Origin of the sequence: Commensalibacter sp. M0133 (assembly GCF_016101485.1) — a bacterium.
Taxonomy (GTDB): Bacteria; Pseudomonadota; Alphaproteobacteria; order Acetobacterales; family Acetobacteraceae; genus Commensalibacter; species Commensalibacter melissae.
This window is the reverse complement of sequence record NZ_JACFQI010000003.1, coordinates 1-26,174: the sequence shown is the minus strand read 5'-3', so window position 1 is coordinate 26,174 and position 26,174 is coordinate 1. Positions and strand designations below refer to the sequence as shown.

The window sequence follows — 26,174 nt, the reverse complement described above, 5'->3', positions numbered from 1 at the left end:
TCCATAATATGCATCATGATTTGTTTAGCAAAGATATTACCACTTATTTATTCATCATTTAAAGAATGGTACGGAATATCTCCAAATAACTCCTCTTTTTTTGGCAAATCATTTAAATCATTTAACCCCAAATAAGTTAAAAATTCTTTGGATGTTTTCCATAAAGTTGGTCGTCCTGGTACAGATTTATGTCCACAAGGTTTGATAAGACCATATTCCAATAAAGTTTCCAAAACAGTTTGGCTTAAACCGACCCCTCGAATTTTTTCGATATCTGTCCGAGTGCAAGGCTGATGATAAGCAACGACGGCCAAGGTTTCCATTGTTGCACGAGATAAACGCTTTGGCCTGGCAATGATTTTTACCAGATATGCCGTCCATTCCTGAGCTGTCCGAAATTGCCATCCACCGGCAACTTTACATAAACGAATGCCACGATACGCATAATCCTCTTGAAGTGAATGAATAATGTCAAGGATGCTAACAGTTGCCTTTCCTTCAGGATTTAAATTTATTGAATTTTTTTCCAGCAAAGATTCAATTGATTGTTCTGAAACAGGTTCCGTTTGCGAAAATATATATGCTTCGATCAACCCTTTTAAATCTTCCAAGTCCGTTTTCATTCCGCTTCCAAATTTTTATGATAGGATTGACTTTCATTTCGTGATTGCAATCGAATTTGACCAAACTGCTCTTGCTGATCAAGCTTTATTTCACCAAGCTTTGCCAGTTCCAATCCGGCCAGTAACATTCCGCACCAGGCAGCTTTCCATTGTTGCTGTTGTTGGACAGGTGATTGATCCTTTTTATTAACCGCCTCCCAACAGGGTAGAAAAGCATCCAACGCATGCCATCCAGGTACATGATGAGATTTGAGTAAACGTTTCAAACGATTTAGAGCATCTTTGACCGTCCAAAAATGAAACGATCGAATTCGCCACTCCCTTTTTTTATTTTTACGATGGAATATCCGAATATATGCGTCAATAAAACGTGCACTATCCAATATCAATCCAGAGGAATCCACTGAAGTAAGATCTTCATAATATCCCCTGGCAAAAACCTCGCTCCCCAATAAAGGTCGCTCCTGCATCCACAATGCCGCTTTATTGATTTGTTCCAGCCCTTGCAAACGTTCTTGAAGTAAATCAACCGCCTGTTCAGTATCGCCAAAATGATCAGTTTTTTGCGGCAATAACAGACATGATTTCAACCATGCCAACCAACTCGCCATAACCAACCAGTCGGCTGCCAACTCCAATCTTATTTTTTTTGCAGATTCAATAATTTGTAGATATTGCTCAACCAGTGGCAAAATTGATATCTGAGTTAAATCAACTTTTTGGGTTTTAGCCAATTGCAACAACATATCCAACGGCCCTTCAAATCCATCAAGCCGAACAATGAAAGTCTCATCATTCCATGAAGAAGAATGATTTTCCATTTCCGTCTCATGAACAAGATCCGATTGCCGCATTATTATACCAGATTTATGAAAACCAGATTAAAAATTGGCCAACGTGCAAGAAAGACTTTTCGTTTTCAATTGGCTACAAAAACTATTTGCCTGAGTCTTGGAGGTAAAACCCTTAATTCTTATTCGATAAATCGTATTACCCTTAACATTAGCCTTTTGAATGGTGGGAGAATATTGCCCCAATAACTCTGGGGCTTTTTTGCGCATGACCTGCCATTGTTTTTGTGCTGCAGCATTTGACCCTAATGCAGCCAGCTGCACAATAAAATGACCATTTCCTACGCGTTTTTCTTCCAATTTTACAGAAGGGACTTTTTTACCGTTATCTTGACGATGATGCCGAATAGGTTTTTTTGAAGGAACAGGCGCAACAGATTTTTCCGCCTCATCCGATTGTTCATCTGAGACATTACCCTCATCTTCCTTTGATTGTGCCTGCCTATTGTTTTTATTCTCTGGCAAGTCATTACCCATTGATGACGTTGCCGTCGATGGAGCTGCAACCAAAGGTACATTATTGGGAGACGATACTCCATTATCCATAACATTGCCATTCACATTGGTCACTGCGGGAGTCTGATTATTAGAGGCTGTTGAATTGCCTGTTCCATATTGTGCAGCTAATGCCGATGGGTCAGCCTGTTCAGGTCCAGGCGCAAGAACAGGTTTTCCATTCGCTTCCATTTGACCTTCAGCCTTATCCATACCAATAGTTTCCGTGTTGTTTTCCGGTAAAGGTTTTTCCTTGGCAGCAATTTGAGGCGGTTCAAAAACGGGAATACCCTGATGTCCTGCATGAGACATCATCCACCCTCCAATGAAAAGCAATAAAATACCGCCAATTCCCGCTGCGGCATAGGCTAATCGACGTGTCGAGGAATCTCCATGAAATAAATTCTGCATAAATGCGAAACGTGGCTGTCCGCGACGATCATAATCCTCATCATATTCGTCTTCTTCATCGTCTTCTTCATGATAACGTGATGCCATTCTTTCCCTGCCATTTGGATCAGGACGATTTTGACGTGGAGACAATCGTCCATCATCTTCACGGGCAGGATTCATACGCGGGTCTTGTCCACGTATCATATTCTCTCTACCCTGACCCGAACGAGAGGCCTCCATGGAATCATCATCAAAAAATGATCTTTTTCTAGGGGGTTCAGGTGAATTTTGATCCATCATCTCATTTCCTCAACTGGTTCTATTCCCAAGACCTGCATAGCAGAACGAATTACACTTGCAATAGCTTCAATCAACGCCATTCTGGCCAACGTGCCATGAACATCACCTTTTTGGATAAAGCGTAAAGTCGCATCATCCCGTCCGGCATTCCACAATGCATGAAAATCTGATGCAAGCTCCATCAAATAATAGGCAATACGATGTGGTTCACGCATCAAGGCAGCACTTTCAACTGTACGGGGCCATTGTGCAAGTCGCCGCATAACCGCTAATTCCTCTTCATTTCTGATATTGGACAGATCCGCTTTTGCCAGATCGGAGGCCGTTAATCGCTCTTGACCAAAAATCTCTTCAGCAGAACGCAAAACGGAACGGCATCTTGCATGCGCATATTGAACATAAAAAACAGGATTGTCACGGGTTTGAGCAACAACCTGTTCAAGATCGAAATTCATTTGCGCATCAGATTTACGTGTTAACATGGTAAACCGCACCGCGTCTTTTCCAACTTCATCGATCAGATCGCGTAATGTTACAAAAGTGCCTGCCCGTTTGGACATCCTTACAACCTCACCATTACGAACAACTCGAACGATCTGACATAAAATAACTTCAAAATCAGTTGACACATCCACTGGACTTAGAGCTTTTACTGCCGCATTCATACGAGAAACATACCCACCGTGATCTGCACCCCATACATCCAATAGAATCTGATAACCTCTTTTTATTTTATCATAATGATAACCTATATCATTAGCAAAATATGTTGCACTGCCATCAGATTTCCGTAAGGGACGATTCACGTCGTCACCATAAGCCGTTGATTTAAAAAGTGTTTGTGGACGAGCCTCCCAGTCATCTGGCAATTTCCCTTTGGGAGGTTCCAGTATACCTGTATACACCAGTCCCTTTTTTTCCAATATCCGAATTGCCTGATCGGCTATACCAGATTCAAGAATTGCACGTTCTGAGATGAATTCTTCCTGCAAAACACCTAAAGCTTTCAGATCTTGGCGGATATCATGCATCATATGAGTCAAAACGCACTGTTTAACTTTTTCAAACCATGCTGGAAACGGTTTTTGTTCTATGCCCTTCAATAATGTCTTACCATATTGCCGAGCAAGATCCTGTCCAACTGGAATAAGATAATCTCCTTGGTATTGTAAACCGGTTGGCATGTACGCCTTGTAACGCTCTTCAAAATCAGTCGGGGAACAATCTCCTTCAAGAACCTGAACATAACGCCAATAGGCTGCCCATGTTAATGCAACAACCTGATTACCCGCATCATTGATATAATATTCCTTGGTAACGTCAAAACCAGCCTTAGCCATCAAATTGGCCAACACATCCCCAACGACCGCGCCACGACAGTGACCTACATGCATTGGCCCTGTCGGATTGGCAGATACATATTCAATGTTGGTTTTGATATTATTTCCAATCTGACTGTTTCCATACGCTTCCTGTATCTGCAAAATCGTTGAAACAAGATTTTGAAAAACAGAAGGGGCCAATTTCAAATTCACAAATCCCGGCCCAGCAGGTTCAGCCTTTTCAATACCAGAAACAGATTGAAGGCGTTCAGCCAATTCCTTGGCAATTTCCTGTGGCCGACGCTTGGCAATTTTTGCCGTAATCAAGGCTGCATTCGTCGCCATATCCCCATGTGAAACATCACGTGTAGGTGTCAATTCAATTCTTTTTATCAAATCTTCTGACAAATCAGGTAAAATTTGTCGCAAGGCCTTTATAACACAATGATAAAAGGAAACATATAAATTCTGCTCAGCCATACAAAAATTATCTTTCTTTATAAACACCTTATCCATACCCAATTATTCAGCAATACTGAAAATAAAATTGACCATACCCTAAACAAGACTTTGAACCATCCAACAAATTATTTAGATTTTTACGACAAAATAGATAAATCGGTCAGTCTTTGATACTCTTCTATTGCATAACGATCTGTCATACCAGCAATATAATCCGTAATAACCCGTAAAATACCTGATTTCTGTTTTCTTTTTCCTGCCTCCAAGGCACGTATTTGCCATTTTTTGGGTAACAAATCAACATTTTCAGATAAAATCTCGAATAAATGCTGAACCAACAATTCCCCCTTTCGACTCATACGATTGACACGCCAATGCGAATATAAATTCTGATACAAGAATTTACGAATTTTTTGATTGCCTTCCATAATTTTAGGACTAAATTGCACGATCCCATATGTACAATTTCTGATATCCTCTGGCGTCTTCGGGTTCAAACCGCTTAAGTTATCAGCAGTCTGTTTTTTCAAATCACGAACCAGACAATCGATAACCCGTCTTATTACTTCATATCTCAAACGCTTTTGAAGACTATCCTTAAATTTACATTGCTCCATTTGTTTTCTTGCTTCATATAAAGCCTCTCCAACAACGGGAAGATCTTCCAAATCTTTAAATTCTATCAATCCCGCACGTAAACCATCATCCAAATCATGGCTATGATAGGCAATATCATCGGAAATTGATGCTATTTGGGCTTCCGCTGATGCATAATTGAACAAATCCAAGGGATATGACCGATTAATCCGTTCTAAATAAGGGTCGGGATTGTCAACCGGCCCATTATGTTTGGCTAATCCCTCTAAACTTTCCCAAGTCAAATTGAGTCCATTAAAGGCAATATATTGTTGCTCCAATAACGTTACCTGTCTTAATGACTGGTCATTATGACTGAAACCGTTATAATCCCGCATCATCTTTGCCAGAGCCCTTTCTCCAGCATGTCCAAAGGGTGAATGTCCCAAATCATGTGCCAGCGCCAAACATTCTGTCAAATCCACATTTAATTTCAAAGCGCGAGCAACAGAACAGGCAATTTGCGCAACCTCTAACGAATGCGTCAAACGAGTTCGAAAAAAATCACCCTCGTGATTGATAAAAACCTGCGTCTTATATTGCAATACACGAAAAGCTGTAGAATGGATTACACGATCCCGATCTCTTTGCCAGGGGTTACGACCTTGTGCCTCCGTTTCAGGATAAAATCGTCCCCGAGCTGTTTTTTCCTGAACGGCATAAGGTGCTAGATTCATGATTGCCACGCCTAAATTTATCCAACATAATCAATTTAAATTATCCTGATCATTTATTATTCTAATTATATCATTATAAAATTGTAATAGTATATAGCTCTCAATTTATTTTAAAATACGACCAAAATTCAATGACTACAATCATATATGTGTTAGATTAAAATACAGCACTCTCGATTTTACATAATCCAATCATCCGGAATTTTATTTTTTCCAATCACAAAAAATCAAAGCTTAAAGACGAAAAGGATAATCTGTCCACCCTTGCCATCAAGATATAATGAGATTAATTTGACTGGAATTCAATTTGTATCTTTTCATACCAAGGATTATCCTGATGAAGCTTGCTAGCTGGAATGTTAACTCTATTCGCCAAAGACTTTCCCATGTTCAAAAATGGCTTCAAAAAGAACAACCTGACTGGCTCTTTTTACAGGAAATCAAATGCCAGAACGCACAGTTTCCATCGGAAAGTTTTAAAGCCTTAGGCTATCATGTTATCGTGCATGGACAAAAAGCCTATAACGGGGTTGCCACCTTAAGCCGCCATCCCTATAAATTGCTTCATACGGATTTACCTGATCTACAGAATACAAAAGACCATGCTCGATATCTCGAGATTGAGAGTCGAGGAATTCATCTCTGCAATCTATATTTGCCAAATGGTAATTCCGGCGGCGAAGAGGGATTTCAATTCAAAATGGATTTTATCAATGCATTAATCAAACATGCCCAATTCTTATTGAACGACAAACAAAACTGTATTTTTGCAGGTGATTTCAACATTTGCCCCACCGACAGTGATTTAACCACCAATATACTTTCTTCCGATGACGCATTGATCCGTCCGGAAAGCCGAAAAGGTTTTTATACGCTCTTATGGTTGGGTCTGTCGGATGCATTTCGCATTCTCCATCCTGATACAATCGAATATAGTTTTTGGGATTACACCAAAGCTGCATGGCAACGAAATGCAGGTCTTCGAATTGACCACGTTCTATTGTCAGCAAAAATAACTGAACAATTAAAAAATTGCTGGATTGATAAAGAGGAACGAGCCAAAACCCAACCTTCTGACCACGCCCCCATTGTCATTGATTTTTAATAAACAATCAACTATTCTTCAAACAGCCATCCAGCTTGTAGTTGTTCCTTTATAAGGTGTATCAAACTCCCTTATAACCTCGGCAAATTTTTGATGATCCAATAATATACAGGATGGATATTTTGCCTCTCCACGCAAAGCACGATAAAAATGACGGTTCAGTGCACGCGCGAACACTCCTGGGCCTGTCTTGTAGGCAATGAATAAACCCTGATGCAAATAACTATTCCGGTAAAGACTCAACATACATTCTTCTAGAATAGGACTTTTCGCAACAGAACCAAAAAAATCATTATGAACAACATTATTATGCGTTAAAAAGAATACATGATCATAAATAGCAGGAGTTATTGAGTAAAATTTCTCAACAGATTGAATCTGAATATCAGCATCCAGCCACCAGCCACCATAATAGTTAATAACGTGAACTCTTAAAAAATCCGCCGCTTCAGCTGGATGACGAGCAGAAAGAAAGATTTGCCGTGCTTCAACACCGTAATTTTGATATAACCACTCTGTTGCTTCCGCCTTATCAAAAATTTTTAGGTTAAAATGACCAAGTTCTTTTAGAAATTGAAAATTATTACTTATTTCCTCCGGAGGATTCTGATCCCAATATAAAAATAAATTATTGGGAATAACACTAAAATCGGCCCTACCCACTTCTCTATTTTTAATCCCTATCGATGATGCAGGATTAAAGATATTCATCATAATTGTAAGATAGATTGTATCGGCTTCCTCACCGGTATGAAATTCCTCATAACAATTTTGCATAATTTGAATGGCATTAAAAGCATCATTGTTTTCTCTATATTGTTTCCATCCAACCACAAAATTATATAAAGGAATACATAGATTTTTTAACTGTTCAAGTTCTTCCTGCTTTAACGGCAGACTTGCTTTCAGTAAAGCAACCTGACGGGCCATAAGTAAAACATGAGCCAATGGATATTGGGTTGGACTTTTGGAATGGGTATCAAACGCTATTTTATAGAAAAAAGCTGCCTCGGAATAAAAATGATTTGTCGAGAGAATGTTTGCAATATCAAACAAGGGATTTAAATCTTTTGCCCCATGATGTTTGAAAACATCCAAAGCTTGGGGACAAACAGATAAAATCTCCTCATAACCAACATCCAAATTCATATCATCAGTCATAATTTTAACTTTACCTTAATTATATATTCAATTCTAAAATTGCTTAATATTTCAAATATGAGACCACTATTGACTATCAAACTGAACTCCAGGTCCCTTTTTGTTTGTATGCAACTGGATATTGTTCAGTTAATTTGGAAAAAAATGAAGAATCCATAATTTTCAAAGAAGGATATTTCAATTTTCTTTCTTTTATACAACGCGAATAAATTCTATTTAATGCTCTCATAAAAACACCCGGACCTGTTTTATAAGAAATAAATAAACCATCATATTTATAACAATTGTGATAGATAGACAACAAACAATCTTCTAAAAAAACGTTATGCGGTTGGGCTCCAAAAAGATCATTATGAACAAAATTTCCCTCAGTCAGAAAAAAAATTGCATCATAATTTGCCGGAATCATTTCAATAAACTGATTTTCAGAAACAATTTTCAAATCCGCATCTACCCAAAACCCACCCAATAGATTAATGACATGAACGCGCAAAATATCCGCAGCCTCTGCAGGATGTCTGGATTTTAGAAAAAGTTCCCTGGCATCACGCCCGTAATGGCCATATAACCATTCACAAGCCCTATCCCTGTCAAAAACCTCTACTTTAAAATGCTGGAACTTCTGATGATACTCAATGTTTTCCTTAACATCCTCCGGTAAATTCTGATCCCAGTAAAAAAAAATAGATTGAGGAATCTTATTCTTAACCATTCTCTCAGGGAAAATATCAGATTTCAATGCATCATGAATTAAACCAACATTAATAGCATCAATTTCTTCACCTGTATGAAATTGTTCAAAAGTATGATCAATTTTCTTTATCGCCTGTAAAGCATCAATTTTTCCGCATCTATATTCTTCAACACCCCTAATATAATTCATCAAGGATGGGGAAAGATCATGCAACCTTTGGCAATCTTTTTCATCCAGAGCTATACCGGCCTTTACCAAACACAACAGTTTAACCTGCAATAATATAGCTTCGCGTGGATGTGCTTCGGCTTCTAATTTACGATAATTAATCGCCTCTTGATAAAAAGCTGCTGCCTCTTCTAAAAAACCGTATAAATGTAAGTGATTGGCGATATTAAATGCCGTCATGACATCGTTACAGCCATGCTGATTATATAAATTTTCAGTCACTGGGGAACGTGCCGCCAGATCTTTTAAACTTTGTGCTTTCACTTTAACAATACCATCCTTACAGAATACAATTTAGAAAAAATACGAATTATATCTGACTGTTCCTTACTTGTAATAAAATAATGGAAGTTATAAAACATTATTTAATAAAAATATTCTTTGCTTTGCTTTACCACTTTCATATTATAATGCAATTAATTCTTTTTCGAGGCAATCAGGTATTCCAATGCGTAAATTATTTTACCTTTTAACTTTTTTTCCACTCTCAACATTTGCCAATATTTCAACGGCCTCATCCTCCCCTGATCCCAAAACTTATCCTTCCACAATAAAAAATGAGGAAATTCATTCCATCATTAAAGAAAAAGATTTTCATGACTGGAATGTGATTGTCGGTAAAAATCATGCCTCCCTTAACTGGAACAGAAATTCAACTTCCAATTTAAATTTATATATTACACCTTCCGAACACAGAATAACCCTTGATGTAACAGCCAAAAAAAATACTTATCGGGAATTCAAGCTTTCTTACATAACCTGGAACATCAGGGAAGTTTCCGTGACCCTAAACAAGACAAGGGATCATAATGGCTGGGTAACCTATTCTACCGCTATCTACACAGATAACATCACAAAATTCATTAATGCTTTGCAACACAGTTCACCAATGATTTTGAATCTTTCGATTTCAACCTCAATTCCAATTGACATGAATGGTGAACGATCTGCATTGAATTCTTTCATGAATGTAATCAAGGAAAAAAATCTGGAAGCCCCCCCTCCCCTAGTCACAAGAAAAACAAATCCTGAACCTGTTAGCCCTCCTGATGGGATGTCTCCAGATTTAGTGCCTCTTTTTCAACAGGCTGATTATTATGTCAAAAAATGTATTGATCACGCCTCAGAACCATTAAATAGTCCAACCAGAAAATCAGTGTGTACAACACGTAACGATTATTTAAAAAAGATGAAAGATAAAGGCTGGTGCTGGGGAAGCGGTGACCCTGACCAACATGATAAAAATAAAAATTGGCGACTATGCATCATGAGTCCTAAAGGAAGCGTTCCCAAGTTGAAAGAAAAGGTCCAGGAGGATTTGCAAAAGGCTCAATCCATGATGAAAGATCAAATTTAATTTATGTAAACCAGAACAAATCATAGTTTTTGCTTTAAACTTCGGTTTTAAACCTTTACTCTAGAATTAATTTATGAAGGGTAACGTATTCCATGATTTCTTTATCAAAAACATGTCAATTATTTGTTCTGGGTGTGAGTTTATTTACAACATCCTATTCTGTGACAACATATTCTGAAACTCTGAAAACACAAAAAATAACCCGGCAAACCAGCGAAAACATAAAATTTGGGGAATGGTTATATTATACCCAATCTAATCCACCGACACTTGCCTGGTGGAATGAGAGAATGTCCAGAGCTGCACCAGTCTTATATATTTCCTTTTCAGCTGAAAAAATCACACTCAATGCCGTAACGCCACTTTGGCCAAATACGGGAATTATTTTCTACCTGAATGATAAAACAGAAAAACAGGGCATCAATCTCATTCTTCAGAAAAGAGATCAGGAAAACTGCTATTATTCCGCGACAATAGATTTGGAAAACCGACAAAAATTTGTGAATAATCTTGTTACTGTACGTAAGGCTCGTCTGATCACACCCATTTCATCGCAATCTTTATCCCTGAAACAAGTCAATCAAGCTATGCAGCTTATAATAACAACACATCCAGAGATTAACTTAACCTTACCGAGCACAACCGCTTCGCAATAATCTAAAGAGATTGTTTTTAATCTTTACCCAAACAATGCCTTAACGAATTTAACAAAAAGTTGAAAAAAATATTAAAAATCCTTAAATTAAATTCAAATTTATGTGAACAAAAAATATTGTTAATATTATTTGTTTTAATCCTCTTAAATGGAGATTTTTATTATGTCCAACTCCAAGAATAACTCCACTCCTGTTGATGCTCCCATTGAAATTGTCGTTGCAGATATCGGAGGGACAAATGCACGTTTTGCAATTGCCAAGATACAAAATGGACAGGTCGTTACCATTGACAGCGAAACCATTTTAAAAACAGCAGATTATGCAACTTTGCAACTTGCATGGGATGCCTTTGGACAAAAGGTTGGCCGTCCTTTGCCTAAACAAGCCTCCATGGCAATTGCCTGTCCGATTCGAGGTGATATTCTCAAATTTTCAAACAGTCCATGGATCATTCGGCCCGCCCTTATTCCCCAACAGCTAAATCTGGAAAAGCTTGTTCTGATAAATGATTTTGAAGCAATTGGACATGCGATCGCCAACTGTCAAGAGGACCATCTTAAACATGTTTGTGGCCCAAGAAGAAAAGAAAGTCCTCAAGGAATAACCACAGTTGTCGGTCCTGGAACAGGACTGGGAGTGGCTTCTCTTGCATTCGATACAGACAAATATACCGTTATTCCAAGTGAAGGCGGACATTCCTCTTATGCCCCTTGTGACAATATCGAAATCAGTATTTTACGGTACCTGAAACAACATTATCGCAGGGTTTCCGCAGAACGGATCATTTCTGGTCCCGGATTGGGTAATATCTATGATGCGCTTGGCGCAAATGCCGGACTACCTGTTACCCATCACAGCGATAGCAATCTATGGGAGGCCGCATTAAAGGGTACCGACCATCTTGCCACGGCTGCACTGGAACGGTTTTGTCTGAATTTGGGAACTTTCTGCTCCGACATGGCTCTGGTACAATTGGCCAACCGTGTTGTAATTAGTGGTGGCATCGGTCTTCTTATAGCCGATTATCTTCCCCATTCGGGTTTTGCAGAACGATTTGTTGATAAGGGTCGCTTTGAAAGAATGCTGGCTGATATCCCTGTTGAAATTCTGACCTATCCACAACCTGGACTTTTAGGAGCGGCTGCGGCTTTTGCAGTCCAACATTTAAAATAAGCCTTGTTGATTCTTTCAAAAAATTAGGTAAATTGATTCATTATGAATAGTGAGCCAAAAAAAATAATTTTGAAAGATTCTATAACTCAACGTCGCGACAAGGAAGCCGCGGCGTTACGCGAGAATCTAAAACGCAGAAAAAAGCAACAGCGTGAAAGAAAAGAGCGAGAACCACTAACGTAAAATGCTTTTTGTAAAGGTTTGTTTACAAAATACTTGTTTATCATTTCAAATTTATTTAATTAAAATGCAAAGATATAAAGGGTAGGGAGTAGCTTTATGCCAATTATGCCTGATCGCTGGATTAAAGAGATGGCTAAAGAAAAAGGAATGATTGAACCTTTCGCTGATAAACAGCATCGTCAGGGAATAATTTCTTATGGTGTATCATCTTACGGATATGACGCCCGCGTTGCAGATGAGTTCAAAATCTTTACAGATGTCGACAATGCCATTGTAGATCCTAAAAATTTTACGCCAAGCAGCTTTGTAACCCGTAAAACAGATGTATGCGTGATTCCGCCCAACAGCTTTGCTCTGGCCAGAACCGTGGAATATTTTCGTATTCCAAAAGATATCTTGGTCATCTGTCTGGGAAAATCAACATATGCACGCTGTGGCATAATTGTAAATGTCACTCCTCTGGAACCTGAATGGGAGGGGCAGGTTACGATTGAAATCAGTAATACCACTCCCCTTCCTGCCAAAATTTACGCGAATGAAGGAATCTGCCAGCTTCTTTTTCTCAAGGGCAGTGAACCTTGTGAAGTCAGTTATGCCGATAAAAATGGCAAATACATGAAACAGATGGGTGTCGCTACCCCTCGCTTATAAATGAAAAAAAAAGAATGGATCGCTTTTTAATCCGTGGGGGCAGACCCTTATATGGTGATATCGTCATTGGGGGGGCAAAAAACGCAGCTTTGCCAATCATGGCATGTGCCTTGCTTACCCCTGAACCTTTATCACTAAGAAATGTTCCAAGTATTGTTGATATACGTACCATGTGCGCACTTCTGCAACAACATGGTCTCACAATCACTTATAATGACAAGGATCCACATCATATCACTTTTCAAGGGGATATTGCAAACACCGAAGCTCCCTACAATATCGTTTCGAAAATGCGGGCTTCTATCCTTGTTCTAGGGCCCATTCTTGCACGTTGTGGTAAGGCCAAGGTCTCCCTGCCGGGAGGATGTGCAATCGGAACCCGTCCTGTTAATCTTCATCTGGATGCACTCAAAGCCTTGGGCGCTGAAATCGAAATTGATCAGGGATATGTTATTGCAACTGCACCCAAGGGATTACGTGGTGGTCGCTTTGTATTTCCATTTGTTTCTGTTGGCGCTACAGAAAATACAATCATGGCTGCCTGCCTTGCCAAAGGCAGAACGGAACTGCTGAATGCAGCCCGTGAACCTGAAATCTGCGATCTTATCGACTGTTTGATCGCGATGGGTGCCAAAATAGAGGGTAAAGGAACAAGTCATCTGATCATTGATGGCGTGGATCATTTACATGGCGCGGAACATTCCATCCTGTTTGATCGAATTGAATGCGGTACCTATGCCTGTGCAGCCGGTATTACAGGTGGAGAACTGCGCCTGATCGGAGCCGACATTCATGCCATGGGATCTGTTATTCATGCGTTGGAAGAGGCTGGGGTAGAGGTGTTTCCGGAAAAAAATGCCATTCTTGTCCGACGCACGGGTGATTTAAGAGGCATTGATATCATGACAGAACCCTATCCAGGTTTTCCGACGGATATGCAGGCCCAATTCATGGCCCTTCTTTCAATTTCTGAAGGAGCGAGCATGATTACGGAAACAATTTTTGAAAACCGTTTCATGCATGTCCCAGAACTGAACCGTATGGGTGCAAGAATCAATGTTCATGGTTCTTCAGCAATTATTCGTGGTGTTCATTCCCTATCCGGCGCGCCTGTTATGGCAACGGATCTACGGGCTTCGTTTTCGTTAATCCTAGCCGGTCTGGCCGCAGCGGGAGAAACAAGCCTGAACAGGATTTATCATCTAGACCGCGGTTATGAAGCAGTTGATCAAAAACTGTCTGCCTGCGGTGCTCAAATTGAAAGAATCAAGACTAAATAATATTTTCATTCCTCATAGAAGAGAACTTGTTTTATACCAATGATCTGACTATAGTTAAACCTTAAATTATTTAACAATTTTATTATAATCAGATCCACTTTTGCTTACACTTTAAATGTCTGTACCTGGCGTGAAATCAAACCCTCTTATTTTAGCCCTTCCTAAAGGAAGGATACTAAAGGATTGTCTCCCTCTTCTTGAAACAGCCAATATTATACCAGAACCCGCTTTCTTTGATAAAGACAGCCGCCTTCTTCGCTTTAAGACAAATGACCTTGGGCTTGACATTATCCGCGTCCGTTCTTTCGATGTCGCAACATTTGTAGCTTTTGGCACGGCTTCTCTGGGTGTTTGTGGTTCCGATGTCCTGATGGAATTTGATTATTCGGATATTTATGCACCTCTTGATCTCAATATAGGACGCTGTCGTTTATCTATCGCGCAATTAGCGGATACAAAAAATAAAAATCTGGAAGACCCTGCGCGTTGGTCACAGATAAGTGTTGCAACCAAATATCCGAATATCACCCAACGTTATTTTGCCAGTAAAGGCGTGCAAGCAGATATCATTAATTTGCATGGTGCCATGGAACTTGCGCCTGTCTTGAAATTATCCAGCTTGATTGTGGATCTTGTCGATACAGGATCAACCCTAAGGGCCAATGGTCTACAGGAAATTAAAACGATTACACAAATCTCCAGCCGTCTCATCATCAATCGCACCGCCTTAAAAACACAATCTGCCCGCGTTAATGCATTAATTGAACAGTTTCGCCAACTTGTCACCCTTCCAAACAATGAAGATATATCATGAAAATCATATCAACAAATCAACCGGATTTTAAAACATTTTTCTGTAATCTTCTTGCCGCGCGAACAGCAGACACTTCACAAGCAACAAAACCCGTAACAGAGATTCTACAGGCTGTAAAAAATGATGGCGATGATGCACTTTGTGAATATACCAAACGCTTTGACCGCTTGGTACTGTCTCCTACGGAATTACGGATCACAGAACAGGAAATAAAGCAAGCCTGCAAGAAAATTGATCCGGAATTGCTTGATGCACTTGATCTAGCCGCCCAACGAATTCAAAAATTCCATGAAAAACAATTGCCTCCCGATCTTGATTACCGGGATGATTGTGGATTTAATCTTGGGTATCGCTGGAATGCCATGAATTCCGCCGGATTATATGTTCCAGGAGGTACCGCTGCCTATCCTTCATCCGTTTTAATGAATGCTATCCCGGCCAAGGTTGCTGGAGTCAAACGGTTGGCAATGTGTGTCCCGACCCCGGATGGCCATTTAAACCCTCTCGTCTTGGCTGCGGCTTATAGGGCAGGTGTTACCGAAATTTACCGTGTTGGTGGAGCACAAGCCATTGCCGCCCTGACCTTCGGGACACAAACCATTGAGTCCGTTGACTATATTGTTGGTCCTGGCAATGCCTATGTCGCCGAAGCAAAAAGACAGGTTTTCGGTTTGGTCGGAATTGATAGCGTCGCAGGCCCCTCCGAGGTTGTGGTTGTTGCTGACCGGCATAATAATCCAACGCATATCGCCCTGGATCTTTTGGCACAAGCGGAACATGATACCATGGCACAATCAATCTTTATTACTGATAATGAGGAATTTGCCCATCAAGTTTCGCTAGCTGTCAATGAACAATTGAAAAGTCTTTCACGAAAAGAAATAGCGGAAACAAGCTGGAAAAATCATGGTGCTATTCTTATTGTGAAATCCTGGGAAGAAGCCATTCCCCTTATCAATCGGATTGCCCCTGAACATCTGGAGCTCATGCTTGAAAATCCAGATGACCTATTCAGCAAAATCAAACATGCCGGCACGATATTCATTGGAAAATGGTGTCCTGAGGCAATTGGAGATTATGTTGGCGGTCCCAATCATGTTTTGCCAACCAGTCGTACTGCACGTTTTTCATCCGGATTATCGGTTTTTAATTTTCTTAAACGAACGACTTTCCTTAAAAGCGATGAAAAGGGTATTGAAAAAGTGGGACCTGCTGCAGTGGCGATAGCAAAAACTGAGGGTTTAACCGCACATGCCTTAAGTATTTCCTCCCGTTTGGACAGTTTGCATAAATAAAACTGGACATTTTTCAATATTCATCGTTATGGTAAGAACAAAATTAATTGTTTTAACTTGAAGGATATATATACTAAAAATGTCTAAAGAAGATATGATCGAATTCAACGGAACTGTTACTGAACTTTTGCCGAACGCAATGTTTCGTGTAAAATTGGATAATGAACATGTTATTTTGGCCCACACCAGCGGTAAAATGCGCAAGAACCGTATTCGTGTTTTGGCGGGTGATCGCGTAAGCGTTGAAATGACCCCTTATGATTTAACCAAAGGTCGCATCACGTTCCGCTTTAAATAATAATGCATCATTCCTCTTTCTTGATGGAAAATTCTGATTTTCCAATTACACTGGCCTCCGCATCACCAAGACGTTTACAACTGCTTGAACAAATCGGCATTAATCCTGAAAAAATCGTTCATCCTCGAATTAATGAAACGCCCCAAAAAAAAGAATTGCCCAGACAGTATGTTCAGCGCCTTGCACAGGAAAAACTATCGGCTGGCAGGGAACTCTCTCTTGAATCACCCATGATTTTAGCCGCTGATACGGTTGCGGCAGCAGGACGACGTATTTTAAATAAAACGCAAGATGTAAAAATCGCGGAAAAACAATTACGTTTACTGTCTGGTCGAAGACATAGAGTTTATACAGCTGTTATATTGTATAATGCAAAGACACAACGGATCTCCTCACGTCTTGTCTGTACTATCGTGCATTTTTCACGATTGACTGATAAACAACTCTTTTCTTATTTAGAAACCGATGAATGGAAAGACAAGGCTGGGTCCTATGCCATTCAGGGTTATGCCGCCAGTTTTATCAAATCCATAAATGGGAGCTACAGTAATGTTGTCGGTCTTCCATTATTTGAGACAGCCCAGCTTATACGCGGTCAAGGATTAATCCCCTGATGCCTCAAATCTGGGTTATTTCAGCGCCTGGTCTAATACATATTGCCGTTACCCATCATGACACTCTCTTAGATTATGCCTTGTGGTATCCTGGATTTCCTGATGGTTTCGGGGACATTTACTATGGTCGGGTTACCGCCCATTTACCTGCATTAGGTGGAGCCTTTATTCTTCTGGGTAAAAACATATCCGGTTTTTTGCCTGATAATGCAGGTGCCAAAAATCTGCACAATGGCGATAAAATAATTGTCAAAGTCTCACGAAGTGCCCAGAATGGAAAAAATGTCCGTTTGGATACCAAAAACCTATCCATCAATATCCAGAAAAGCACTGAAATACATCTGATCCAACAAGGACCGTCTCCTTTAGAAGATCTTTCAAGATTTTGGGAAAATTTACCAATCATAATTGATGATCCGCACCTTATTCATATCATACCAAGTTCGTTGCATAATCGTGTTCAAATTGCGCAGACTTCCTGTCCAAGCATTATATCGGAACAGATTGAGACATTAATGGAATCATCCGTTAAATTGCCAAAAGGAATTCAAGCATCAATTACCCCGACCCCGGCTCTCGTCGCTATTGATATGGATAGTGTAAGCCATAGCCAAGAAAATCAAACAAAAATAAAGGCGCAATTTGACGCAAACCGTATCGCTTTGCCACCATTATTGCATCAAATAAAATTGCGTAATCTATCAGGTGCAATTTTTATTGATCTAATAGGTCTGCCAATCAAAAAAAGACGTTTATTACAACAGGACATCAATGACGCATTGGCCAATGATCCATTATCCCCCCGATTATTGGGATTTACTCACCTGGGATTGGCCGAAATCGTTCGAATGAGAAAACGCCCACCCCTTCATGAACTGTTAACCTCGGATCACGGAAAAGCTGTTAAGATCCTTGCGAAGGTCATGCTGGAATTCAATTCTGTCAATCACCATTACCGTTATCATCTTTTAAAATTGAAACTTCACCCCCATTTATATCAGGCATTACTAAAGGATGAATATGCCATTAAAGATTTTGAACGACGATGTTCTATATCGCTACAACTAAAAGCGGATTTAACGTTTAAACCTCAAGAATGGGATTTTTCTTATGAATAAACCTGCGTTACATTGTCCTATCTGTAAAAAACCGGCCCAAGAAAAATTCAAACCATTTTGTTCTAAACGATGCGCCGATATTGATCTAGGTCGTTGGTTTTACGAGGATTATCGCATTGCATCTCCTCCACAAAATGAAGAGGAAGAAAAAGAATTGCTAAATTCCATAAAAGAAAGACTTGATCCTGATCCCAATGTAGGGTAAATGCTTTGTATACATTGATTCGCGTCAAATACCGAAAGCGAATATCAAGATGCCCAAGTAGCTCAGTCGGTAGAGCAAGCGACTGAAAATCGCTGTGTCGGTGGTTCGATTCCGCCCTTGGGCACCATAAAAATTAATTATATATAAATATATTATTTAGTAGTTTGCAGTGATTTGCCACAAAACACTGATCTCTTTTCAATTTTAATTTAATTTCATTTCGTTTGTAATATTTTATTCGAAACGAATTTAACCTTGATTTAAAATCATGAAAGAAATTTAAAACAATAAAAAACTCGCCAAAACTAACGCGAGAGGCATTTCTTGAATGTAATTGGAAATATGAACCGGAACAAAATCCTGTTTCTTACGATAAACTTCACTCCAGTTTAAAAAAAATTGCAAAAGAAAAACTAGATATTGGACAGCAAGAACAATATGAAATATTTGAATTGTTAGCGGAAATTTCTTTAATGTATTTAGATGCCAATAATAAAGATAAACCTTTTAGAGCTTTTTATACAAATATAATACTAAGACAACGTATTAAAGAACCTTCAGATCTTACAAAAGAAGAGCTTGAATTCTTAAGCCTTATATTAAATGACATTCCTGAACCATCATTAAAAGCAAGAATGGCCGATATTTTATGGCTTGTTCAAGAACCAAAAAATTATAAATATGTCCAAATCGCAATTGATTCATACACTTATTACACTTTAGACAACAAAATTGTAAGTTTTCTGTTTCAAGATTTGAACACATACTACGAACGTGCGATTTATTTGTGTCAACAGATAAATGACAATAATCGATTAGATAAAATACTATCTAATTTGACAGATGTTTTTAAAAATGAAAATGACAGTGGACTAATATTAATATTAGCAGAATTAATAGATAAAACAAAAAATAAGGATGTATTACAAAAAATTGTAATGCCTAAATTATATCAAGAGGCAATTCAACTTAAAAATGAAAATAATTTTCATTTATCAATAAAAATTTTAGAATTTCTAAATAGTAAATATAAACAGTTTCACGATAGAGAAAATGAAATAAAATCTCTTTTCAACATAGCCGAATATCATGAGTATGATGGAGATTTTAGATATAAAAATAATAATTGTAGCGCTTATTATATTTATGAGAAAGCTTTACAGACATATAATAAAATACCTAAAAAAAATCGAAACGATTACGGTGTAGATAATAAAATACACAACCTTCATGCTAAATTAAAAGAATCTAACCAAATAGTGTTAGCAAATATGTGTACAATAAATATAGGCCCCTTTGATATTACAAATTCAGTGCAAGGATTTGTACAACATATTTTAAACAAAACAGACCCCATTGAAACTCTCAAATGTTTTACGGGTTTAAGTATTGATTATCAAGATCTTGTTCAAAATGCTGTAAAAGTATCAGATCAATTTTTTTTCTCTAATTTATTTACAAAAGATTATAGAAGTGATGATGGACATATAATCGCAAAAATCTCGCCTGACGATCCAAAAAATAAATTAAATAAAAAAATACAAGAAAATTATAGATTAATTATTTATACAAACATATCATTGATTAATGAAGGGCTGAATCAACTTCATAAAGAAGATAAATTTTCAAAAGAAATTTTTGAAAATATCTGTCATAAATCTCCTATTGTTCCTAAAAATCGGGAAAAAATCATGGCAAACGCCCTGTGGTCAGGTTTTCAAAAGGATTTTATAGCTGCTATTTATCTACTTTGCCCGCAAGTTGAAAATATTATAAGAGATCAACTTAAAAAAATTAAAGTTCGTACCAACAATTTGGATAAAAATAATATTGAAACATATAATAGCCTGAATACTCTTTTAAAATCACCTGAAATAGAAAAAATTTTAGATGTAAATTTACTTTTTGAATTTAAAAGTTTATTTATTGATCCAATAGGCTTTAATCTTCGTAATAATACCGCTCATGGACTACTAGATGATAATGAAGCATCATCATCAGCATCCATTTACGCTTAGTGGTTCATTTTAAAATGGGTTTTTCTGTCAATAAAGTGAAACAAGATCAACAAAAATCATTACTATCGTCTATAAAACGACCTGCAAAAGTGTTTAACCTGTTCTTAATTTCTTCAGGTATCATAAATCGATCAAAATAGTAATTTTGAATTTTATTCAATTTTTTTTCCACCAATTCATCATGATAATCGCCCATCATACCATTAATTGTCGATAAATATTGAAAAGTCTGATGATGATAACCTGATGGAAACAAAACATCAAAAGTACCATAGGTGGCTGCAATCATACTGATTGTTTTTCTCATGTTATGAAACTCATGAGCTGTTATAGTTACATGTGTTTCAAGCTCTTTCTTAATGATTTCCAGTCTTTTTCGAAAATATTTTACAAAGCTTTTCAGGTTACAGGGAAAAAAGCAATTTACTTCCCGTTTTAATAAATACAACCCTTTTTCATGCCAAATATAATCCAGAAATACCGCCCTTGGTTTTACAATGAGAGATTTCCTGTTTTTGAAGCCATCCTGTAATTTGCCTAATAAACCCGTCATCTTGCCAAGCCAGTACGGTCTACAATGGCGTTCATCAAAAGCCCTATATGCATAGCACAAATGTTTGAATTTGGCCCTTACCTTCTTGTAAACCGCTTTATTTTCCTTGGATAAATGGCAAGAGTATCTCAAGGAATGCAAAATATTCATAAATGCGGGTTCCATAACCCCTTCCACCCATAATTGACGACTAATCATAAAACCGTCAATCAGTTGATCCTGTGTATAATCAAATACAAGTTTGTCAGGTAATGAAACATTGAGGTGAATTTCATCATCCACCAAAATCATTTCATATAGCTGATCACATTGAAAACGAGAAAAATGGAAACCCTCAAATTGTATAATATTCTGTGGCTTGGTAAAAAATTTAAAATTCACGATATTTCCGCTATAAAATTAATACAGTAAAAACCTGCCTGATTATAAAATATAATCTAGCAATTTTTGAACAAATACAGTATTTCTAATCCCCATCATAAAAGCAAACCACATGATCGCACATCCCCATCCTGCCAGTATATCACTTATCCAATGCGCTCCCAATGCCAAACGCGACCATCCCACTAAAAAAACCCATATCAATGATATCCAACAAACCAAACTGTAATTTCTTAAACAGTATAATATAATCAACACAAACATCAGTCCATTGACTGCATGTCCACTTGGAAAACTGGCGGTTGTCGCATGAATATGAGAAAATGGAAAAGCGGGCCTTGCTCTAACAATTATATTTTTCATTAAAAGAAAAACCAGACGCGCTGAAATCAAGATTACAAACAGCCAAACCGCGTCTCGATGCGAACGATAAATCCAGACCCATAATATGAATATTAAGCTTAAAGGAAGAACAACCGCAAATGAACCCGATTTAGATACAAGTCTATTCCAATAAATCAAGCTACTGTCATGATCAGAAAGCAAAACACCATTGAGTTTCTGATCCAGATCTGTGCAAAGGAATAAAAAAACAGCAAATAAAAGAAAAATAAAACCTATTAAAAATAGCATTTTATGATTGAACAATAATTAATTCCTTATTTTCCCTTCGCTATATGCAATTTCTACTTTCCTAATTGCCCGCATAGCTGTTTCATAAACTTCTTTATAAGGCAAAGAAGCATCAATATCAACAATTGGTGCCCCTCTGAATTTTAATTTTTGAGTGGCTTCCACTTTGATTTTTAACAAATTATAATCGTGATCCTGTTTACGTTGATATGCGGTATCAACATCAATGTTCAACCGAATTATCAAGTCCGGTTTTATGGAAGCCATGTAATCATAAAGCCTGTATTCTGTTTTAACAAGAAACTGGATAAAACGGTTTTGCGTATGTGCAGCTGACAAACCGGGTCCGTCATAAAATCCTACAACATCTGTCTGAGGATAGCGATCCGCAATAATCAAAACCCCCTGTTTTCTTAATTTCAACATTTTTTTAAAATTAAGAAAACGAACACAGGAAAAAAAGAAAATAACCAAGGCCGTTAAAACACCAGGAATTTTTTTTCCCTTGGTACGGGCCGTTCCCGCTTTCTTATCGATTATACGTCCAAGTATTTTTCCCCCAAATCTGAATTGGCTGATCTTTCGACCAATATTTCCTGATCCTTGGCCCAAATAGCAGCACTTTGCAGGTCGCCCTTGATTTAATGCTTCAGCAAGATCAAAACTTAATGTTGATTTTCCTGATCCATCACAACCGACTAATGCAATTAATGGGCCCTGATTTTCAGTTGATCTTTTTTTATGCATATATAATCTTCTAAAATATAACAGATTTATGTATATAATTATGGATATCTTTGGAACACAAGTTTTAACTTAAAGCCTGATTTGCTTTAAGTTACTGATTCTATACTGAAAAATTCCAAGGAATTTCCAACCTAACAGACTAGGAAAGGTTGTCTTATAATACAGTTTTCATTGACTAACAAATCAAATTTGACCGTAATCTATTGAAATATAGAAAGATTACGATATCCCATTTAAATAACCAAGAGATATATAATTTATGACACAATCTTCTACGCCACCGATTATTGCTATTATTGGGTGCGACGGATCTGGCAAAACAACAGTCTGTCTGGAATTGGAACGCTGGTTGAATTCAGTTCATCCTACAAAATTATGCCACTTGGGCAGACAAACGGGAAATATAAGAAGACGTCTGATTAAACTTCCGTTTCTAGGGAAAAAACTTGATAAAAATATTACCAAGACCAATAAACAGGCTAAATCAAAAGAAGGACCGAACGCATTATTGGCATTGGGAATATTCATAATGTCTCTGCGTCGCGTTTACCGCTTTTACAGGATGCTTTCACTGCGTAAGCAAGGCTTTTACATCCTTACTGACCGATTTCCCCAAGTTGCCGTTATTGGTGGACTGGATGGACCTGATCTGACAACAGAAAACCCAGCGTCGTCCATAACACGCCTGCTCACAAAGCTTGAACGATCACTTTATAACTGGATGATCAACCATACACCCGATCTGGTTATACGGCTAAACGTAACCGTTGAAACAGCCCAACAGAGAAAACCTGATCATCGCCTTGAATCAATGATCAAAAAAATTGGAACATTACAACAGTTAACCTATAATGGTGCCCCCATTATTGATATTGACAATAATACACAACCCATTGAAGAAACCATTAATCAGGCTAAAAAAGCAATTGCCGAAAAATTAAATATTGTTTCATGAACGTTTAATAATTTGGTTCATATATCGGCATTGCTCTACGAAAAACGTTACGTGTTTTATTTTGAGTTGGATCCGCTGTTTGAGGAAGCGGTGCATTAATACCAATATCATGATGACCACGTTGACGTTTACTGTTCACCCAACCTTGTTCAGCATTCAAATGGCCTTTATCACCCCTTGTATAATGATTGGGAAGTAACAAGGCGGGCTTGTTTTCCTGTTTTAAAGATTGATAATGTTCAACCCTTTGATTCCCCTGCATTTTTTGCCTGATGGTTGAAGGAATGGAATCCACGTCTTTAATCGTTTGTTGCGGCGTGTTTTCATCTTCTTTTTTTTCAACCGTCTTTGGAGGGGGAACATGGTGATGATGGTGGTGACGTGCGAAACAAGATAAGAACGGAATCATTGAATTTACCATCAATCCCCCAATTATCCCCAAAATCAATCTATTTCCTTTTTGTTTCATTAAAGAAAAACCACCTTTTTTCAGTAAATTTTAAACTGTATTAATTATACATTATATTAAAGGGAAAATAAAAATACGCACTACAAATTATTACCTATTTATTCATTAATTTACAATATAATGAAACGATACAAGGATTTCACATCTTATAAGTATAGATTGAACAAAAACCTCTGAATAAATTTTCTAAAAATTAATATTGGTTTTTAACCCAATAACAAAAGCATCTTTGTAGGCTTTAGTGGCAGCAACATGATGAAAATATTCGACAACTGGCATGACCATAACACCCCGATAAGCAGAAATACCATAATTCAATTCAAACAAAGCAGAATTTGTCTGTGCTGCGGGTGCACCATTCAATAATGACAAAACCTTCGCATTAAAAGGGGAAGACAATTGCGTCATTTGATATTTTTGTGCATGTTTTAAACTCTTAGGCACTGTATAATAGGTAAACATGAAACCTATTTGGTCATAGGGTCTTTTCTTCCAAAATCCCTTATTAATAAAACCTACATTATAAAGATCCTTAAATGTAGAAGTTGTTGTTGAATCATGTCCATAATTCAAAATTAAATATAATCCATGATCTTTCTTGGGGTCATTACGAAAAATCATCTGATCCATCATAACCCAAAATTGACTGCGATTATCTCTTTTATTTCCTTTTACAGCCTGTGCAGACCAGGTTTGAAAACGACTGGTATCAAGACCAGCACCTATATGATAATATCCCGTTAAATTATCTTTACCAAATTCAGAGTTATAACTGTATTCAATTGGTATAAAAACACCTGTTGCAGCATTCGTACTCCAGTCAAAACCTGCGACACCCCCTTTACCGGTTCCCCATGGAGAACTTTCATAAGCACCCAATTGGAAGTAACTTTGTTTTGTTAAATGAAATAAAAATCTAATCCCCCAAACAGTTCCAGGCCAGGGTGTGAAACCTTGTTGGGACTGAATACTCCTGGGTTGACCACAAGTTGCAATTAACATAAACTGACATGCGAATGGACTTGATGCAAATTCATTTCCAACACTTAACCGTCCTGCACGAATATTGACCTGATCTTTCCATAACTGTTGTTCAATATAAATATAATTCATATGAAATAATCGGTCATATCCACCCCCATATATTTCCTGGGCCTGAATTTGTGAATCCCCAACATAATCGGAACTGGCATTGCGCCCAGCTAGATTTAAAATCATCGCATGAGTAGAAAACCCTTTAAAACCTGCAATTTTCTCCCAATCCATATCAACTGAAAAAGCAATCTGATGTGCATAATCGACACCCTTTCTACGTCCTCCCCTTACAATACCTGCTGTTTCACCTGTCCAGCTTAAAGCAAACTGCACACCATGAGGATCCAACTTTTCATTTAATTTGTGGAAAAATAATTCACCATCTGAATCGTAAGGTACACTTTTACCATTTTGGTCTAATGTATCAATTTCATGATCAGAATAAGTCTGTGAAAAAACGTATTTAGAATAGTAAACACTGTAAAAAAAACTAAAATGAAACAAAAAAAGAATTTTAAACCAAGTCTGATTAATAGAATTGTAAGTTTTTTTTTGTGTCATAATCTCCTTTCATAGAATTGACATTGCAGAAAAATAATATTTCTTTTAATGAACCAGACCTGCAAATTAAAAGCAATTAACAAGCAATATATAAATATCAAATTAAATTTTAAACTGATATAACGAGTAAAATTTGTTTAAATAACGATACAGCAATTTTGAGTGGAAGTTATTGGGAGCGGGGAGAGGATTTGAACCTCTGACCTTCAGGTTATGAGCCTGACGAGCTAC

At 37.8% G+C, this 26,174-nt stretch carries 27 protein-coding genes and 1 tRNA gene; 16 read left to right on the top strand and 12 right to left on the bottom strand.

Annotated elements, in window-relative coordinates:
- Nucleotides 1–47 precede the first annotated feature (47 nt).
- From scpB to H3T46_RS06610, 5 genes are all read right to left on the bottom strand, one after another.
- The gene (gene scpB, locus H3T46_RS06630; RefSeq protein ID WP_110439360.1) at nt 48–623 is read right to left on the bottom strand and encodes an SMC-Scp complex subunit ScpB; all 576 of its coding nucleotides are present in this window, start codon (nt 621–623) and stop codon (nt 48–50) included.
- Nucleotides 620–1,477 (bottom strand): ScpA family protein, encoded by an 858-nt coding sequence (locus H3T46_RS06625; protein WP_231504047.1) that lies wholly within the window; start codon nt 1,475–1,477, stop codon nt 620–622. Before H3T46_RS06625 ends, scpB begins: the two co-directional genes overlap by 4 nt.
- A gap of 27 nt (nt 1,478–1,504) precedes the next feature.
- Nucleotides 1,505–2,662: an SPOR domain-containing protein gene (locus H3T46_RS06620; RefSeq protein ID WP_198198157.1), complete on the bottom strand. Its 1,158-nt coding sequence runs from the start codon at nt 2,660–2,662 to the stop codon at nt 1,505–1,507.
- Nucleotides 2,659–4,464: an arginine--tRNA ligase gene (gene argS, locus H3T46_RS06615; protein WP_198198159.1), complete on the bottom strand. Its 1,806-nt coding sequence runs from the start codon at nt 4,462–4,464 to the stop codon at nt 2,659–2,661. The genes H3T46_RS06620 and argS overlap by 4 nt, the downstream gene beginning before the upstream one ends.
- 119 nt (nt 4,465–4,583) lie before the next feature.
- Nucleotides 4,584–5,759 carry a deoxyguanosinetriphosphate triphosphohydrolase gene (locus H3T46_RS06610; protein ID WP_198198161.1) on the bottom strand — a complete coding sequence of 392 codons (1,176 nt, stop codon included), beginning with the start codon at nt 5,757–5,759 and terminating at the stop codon, nt 4,584–4,586.
- Nucleotides 5,760–6,096: 337 nt separating this feature from the next.
- On the opposite strand from H3T46_RS06610, the gene xth reads away from it, so the two are divergent.
- Nucleotides 6,097–6,864: an exodeoxyribonuclease III gene (gene xth / locus H3T46_RS06605; RefSeq protein ID WP_155580018.1), complete on the top strand. Its 768-nt coding sequence runs from the start codon at nt 6,097–6,099 to the stop codon at nt 6,862–6,864.
- 18 nt (nt 6,865–6,882) lie between these two features.
- On the opposite strand, the gene H3T46_RS06600 is transcribed toward xth, so the two are convergent.
- Together H3T46_RS06600 and H3T46_RS09030 are read right to left on the bottom strand one after the other, a co-directional pair.
- Entirely contained in the window at nt 6,883–8,025 is a 1,143-nt protein-coding gene (locus tag H3T46_RS06600; protein WP_122122969.1) for a hypothetical protein, read from the bottom strand.
- Between the two features lie 76 nt (nt 8,026–8,101).
- Complete coding sequence (locus H3T46_RS09030; protein ID WP_155568834.1) at nt 8,102–9,211, bottom strand: capsular polysaccharide synthesis protein; 1,110 nt, start codon at nt 9,209–9,211, stop codon at nt 8,102–8,104.
- A gap of 184 nt (nt 9,212–9,395) precedes the next feature.
- Between H3T46_RS09030 and H3T46_RS06590 the strand changes: the two genes are divergently transcribed.
- The 14 genes from H3T46_RS06590 to H3T46_RS06525 all read left to right on the top strand — a co-directional run bounded on the left by H3T46_RS06590 (nt 9,396) and on the right by H3T46_RS06525 (nt 20,609).
- Nucleotides 9,396–10,304: a hypothetical protein gene (locus H3T46_RS06590; RefSeq protein ID WP_155564948.1), complete on the top strand. Its 909-nt coding sequence runs from the start codon at nt 9,396–9,398 to the stop codon at nt 10,302–10,304.
- A 92-nt stretch (nt 10,305–10,396) separates the two neighbouring features.
- Nucleotides 10,397–10,960 (top strand): hypothetical protein, encoded by a 564-nt coding sequence (locus H3T46_RS06585; RefSeq protein WP_198198163.1) that lies wholly within the window; start codon nt 10,397–10,399, stop codon nt 10,958–10,960.
- A gap of 162 nt (nt 10,961–11,122) precedes the next feature.
- Complete coding sequence (glk, locus tag H3T46_RS06580) at nt 11,123–12,133, top strand: glucokinase (protein ID WP_122122965.1); 1,011 nt, start codon at nt 11,123–11,125, stop codon at nt 12,131–12,133.
- A 42-nt stretch (nt 12,134–12,175) separates the two neighbouring features.
- Entirely contained in the window at nt 12,176–12,316 is a 141-nt protein-coding gene (locus tag H3T46_RS06575) for a hypothetical protein (RefSeq protein ID WP_196424823.1), read from the top strand.
- 96 nt (nt 12,317–12,412) lie between these two features.
- Nucleotides 12,413–12,967 (top strand): dCTP deaminase, encoded by a 555-nt coding sequence (gene dcd, locus H3T46_RS06570; RefSeq protein WP_110439350.1) that lies wholly within the window; start codon nt 12,413–12,415, stop codon nt 12,965–12,967.
- 14 nt (nt 12,968–12,981) lie between these two features.
- Nucleotides 12,982–14,247 carry a UDP-N-acetylglucosamine 1-carboxyvinyltransferase gene (murA, locus tag H3T46_RS06565; protein ID WP_198195072.1) on the top strand — a complete coding sequence of 422 codons (1,266 nt, stop codon included), beginning with the start codon at nt 12,982–12,984 and terminating at the stop codon, nt 14,245–14,247.
- A 115-nt stretch (nt 14,248–14,362) separates the two neighbouring features.
- Nucleotides 14,363–15,061, top strand: a complete 699-nt coding sequence (gene hisG / locus H3T46_RS06560; protein ID WP_198198165.1) for an ATP phosphoribosyltransferase — start codon at nt 14,363–14,365, stop codon at nt 15,059–15,061.
- The gene (gene hisD, locus H3T46_RS06555; RefSeq protein WP_198198166.1) at nt 15,058–16,356 is read left to right on the top strand and encodes a histidinol dehydrogenase; all 1,299 of its coding nucleotides are present in this window, start codon (nt 15,058–15,060) and stop codon (nt 16,354–16,356) included. Before hisG ends, hisD begins: the two co-directional genes overlap by 4 nt.
- A 79-nt stretch (nt 16,357–16,435) precedes the next feature.
- Entirely contained in the window at nt 16,436–16,654 is a 219-nt protein-coding gene (gene infA, locus H3T46_RS06550; protein WP_110439346.1) for a translation initiation factor IF-1, read from the top strand.
- Between the two features lie 2 nt (nt 16,655–16,656).
- On the top strand, nt 16,657–17,268 hold the full coding sequence (locus tag H3T46_RS06545) for a nucleoside triphosphate pyrophosphatase (protein WP_155568829.1): 612 nt from the start codon (nt 16,657–16,659) through the stop codon (nt 17,266–17,268).
- On the top strand, nt 17,268–18,386 hold the full coding sequence (locus H3T46_RS06540) for a ribonuclease E/G (protein WP_198198168.1): 1,119 nt from the start codon (nt 17,268–17,270) through the stop codon (nt 18,384–18,386). The genes H3T46_RS06545 and H3T46_RS06540 overlap by 1 nt, the downstream gene beginning before the upstream one ends.
- A complete protein-coding gene (locus H3T46_RS06535; RefSeq protein WP_155566314.1) occupies nt 18,379–18,591 on the top strand; it encodes a DNA gyrase inhibitor YacG in 213 nt (70 codons plus the stop codon). The genes H3T46_RS06540 and H3T46_RS06535 overlap by 8 nt, the downstream gene beginning before the upstream one ends.
- Before the next feature lie 51 nt (nt 18,592–18,642).
- Nucleotides 18,643–18,718, top strand: a tRNA-Phe gene (locus H3T46_RS06530).
- A gap of 346 nt (nt 18,719–19,064) precedes the next feature.
- Complete coding sequence (locus tag H3T46_RS06525) at nt 19,065–20,609, top strand: DUF4209 domain-containing protein (RefSeq protein WP_232350030.1); 1,545 nt, start codon at nt 19,065–19,067, stop codon at nt 20,607–20,609.
- A gap of 46 nt (nt 20,610–20,655) precedes the next feature.
- Here the strand turns inward: H3T46_RS06525 and H3T46_RS06520 are convergent, their stop codons facing one another.
- The 3 genes from H3T46_RS06520 to H3T46_RS06510 are packed head-to-tail and all read right to left on the bottom strand — an operon-like array spanning nt 20,656 to nt 22,923.
- Nucleotides 20,656–21,543 carry a hypothetical protein gene (locus H3T46_RS06520; protein WP_198198172.1) on the bottom strand — a complete coding sequence of 296 codons (888 nt, stop codon included), beginning with the start codon at nt 21,541–21,543 and terminating at the stop codon, nt 20,656–20,658.
- A gap of 42 nt (nt 21,544–21,585) precedes the next feature.
- A complete protein-coding gene (locus tag H3T46_RS06515; protein ID WP_155566310.1) occupies nt 21,586–22,191 on the bottom strand; it encodes a phosphatase PAP2 family protein in 606 nt (201 codons plus the stop codon).
- 3 nt (nt 22,192–22,194) lie between these two features.
- Nucleotides 22,195–22,923 carry a hypothetical protein gene (locus tag H3T46_RS06510; RefSeq protein ID WP_198198175.1) on the bottom strand — a complete coding sequence of 243 codons (729 nt, stop codon included), beginning with the start codon at nt 22,921–22,923 and terminating at the stop codon, nt 22,195–22,197.
- 259 nt (nt 22,924–23,182) lie between these two features.
- Between H3T46_RS06510 and H3T46_RS06505 the strand changes: the two genes are divergently transcribed.
- On the top strand, nt 23,183–23,878 hold the full coding sequence (locus tag H3T46_RS06505) for a nucleoside triphosphate hydrolase (protein ID WP_155567636.1): 696 nt from the start codon (nt 23,183–23,185) through the stop codon (nt 23,876–23,878).
- 4 nt (nt 23,879–23,882) lie between these two features.
- Here H3T46_RS06505 and H3T46_RS06500 read toward each other — a convergent pair whose 3' ends face one another.
- A complete protein-coding gene (locus H3T46_RS06500) occupies nt 23,883–24,347 on the bottom strand; it encodes a hypothetical protein (RefSeq protein WP_155580010.1) in 465 nt (154 codons plus the stop codon).
- Between the two features lie 186 nt (nt 24,348–24,533).
- A complete protein-coding gene (locus H3T46_RS06495) occupies nt 24,534–25,943 on the bottom strand; it encodes a carbohydrate porin (protein ID WP_155580009.1) in 1,410 nt (469 codons plus the stop codon).
- Between the last annotated feature and the right edge of the window lie 231 nt (nt 25,944–26,174).

Excerpts from the sequence above, each read along its gene's own strand:
- scpB (WP_110439360.1), bottom strand. The coding sequence starts at position 623 with ATGAAAACGGACTTGGAAGATTTAAAAGGGTTGATCGAAGCATATATA.
- H3T46_RS06625 (WP_231504047.1), bottom strand. The coding sequence starts at position 1,477 with ATGCGGCAATCGGATCTTGTTCATGAGACGGAAATGGAAAATCATTCT.
- H3T46_RS06620 (WP_198198157.1), bottom strand. The coding sequence starts at position 2,662 with ATGATGGATCAAAATTCACCTGAACCCCCTAGAAAAAGATCATTTTTT.
- argS (WP_198198159.1), bottom strand. The coding sequence starts at position 4,464 with ATGGCTGAGCAGAATTTATATGTTTCCTTTTATCATTGTGTTATAAAG.
- H3T46_RS06610 (WP_198198161.1), bottom strand. The coding sequence starts at position 5,759 with ATGAATCTAGCACCTTATGCCGTTCAGGAAAAAACAGCTCGGGGACGA.
- xth (WP_155580018.1), top strand. The coding sequence starts at position 6,097 with ATGAAGCTTGCTAGCTGGAATGTTAACTCTATTCGCCAAAGACTTTCC.
- H3T46_RS06600 (WP_122122969.1), bottom strand. The coding sequence starts at position 8,025 with ATGACTGATGATATGAATTTGGATGTTGGTTATGAGGAGATTTTATCT.
- H3T46_RS06590 (WP_155564948.1), top strand. The coding sequence starts at position 9,396 with ATGCGTAAATTATTTTACCTTTTAACTTTTTTTCCACTCTCAACATTT.
- H3T46_RS06585 (WP_198198163.1), top strand. The coding sequence starts at position 10,397 with ATGATTTCTTTATCAAAAACATGTCAATTATTTGTTCTGGGTGTGAGT.
- glk (WP_122122965.1), top strand. The coding sequence starts at position 11,123 with ATGTCCAACTCCAAGAATAACTCCACTCCTGTTGATGCTCCCATTGAA.
- H3T46_RS06575 (WP_196424823.1), top strand. The coding sequence starts at position 12,176 with ATGAATAGTGAGCCAAAAAAAATAATTTTGAAAGATTCTATAACTCAA.
- dcd (WP_110439350.1), top strand. The coding sequence starts at position 12,413 with ATGCCAATTATGCCTGATCGCTGGATTAAAGAGATGGCTAAAGAAAAA.
- murA (WP_198195072.1), top strand. The coding sequence starts at position 12,982 with ATGGATCGCTTTTTAATCCGTGGGGGCAGACCCTTATATGGTGATATC.
- hisG (WP_198198165.1), top strand. The coding sequence starts at position 14,363 with ATGTCTGTACCTGGCGTGAAATCAAACCCTCTTATTTTAGCCCTTCCT.
- hisD (WP_198198166.1), top strand. The coding sequence starts at position 15,058 with ATGAAAATCATATCAACAAATCAACCGGATTTTAAAACATTTTTCTGT.
- infA (WP_110439346.1), top strand. The coding sequence starts at position 16,436 with ATGTCTAAAGAAGATATGATCGAATTCAACGGAACTGTTACTGAACTT.
- H3T46_RS06545 (WP_155568829.1), top strand. The coding sequence starts at position 16,657 with ATGCATCATTCCTCTTTCTTGATGGAAAATTCTGATTTTCCAATTACA.
- H3T46_RS06540 (WP_198198168.1), top strand. The coding sequence starts at position 17,268 with ATGCCTCAAATCTGGGTTATTTCAGCGCCTGGTCTAATACATATTGCC.
- H3T46_RS06535 (WP_155566314.1), top strand. The coding sequence starts at position 18,379 with ATGAATAAACCTGCGTTACATTGTCCTATCTGTAAAAAACCGGCCCAA.
- H3T46_RS06525 (WP_232350030.1), top strand. The coding sequence starts at position 19,065 with ATGTATTTAGATGCCAATAATAAAGATAAACCTTTTAGAGCTTTTTAT.
- H3T46_RS06510 (WP_198198175.1), bottom strand. The coding sequence starts at position 22,923 with ATGCATAAAAAAAGATCAACTGAAAATCAGGGCCCATTAATTGCATTA.
- H3T46_RS06505 (WP_155567636.1), top strand. The coding sequence starts at position 23,183 with ATGACACAATCTTCTACGCCACCGATTATTGCTATTATTGGGTGCGAC.
- H3T46_RS06500 (WP_155580010.1), bottom strand. The coding sequence starts at position 24,347 with ATGAAACAAAAAGGAAATAGATTGATTTTGGGGATAATTGGGGGATTG.
- H3T46_RS06495 (WP_155580009.1), bottom strand. The coding sequence starts at position 25,943 with ATGACACAAAAAAAAACTTACAATTCTATTAATCAGACTTGGTTTAAA.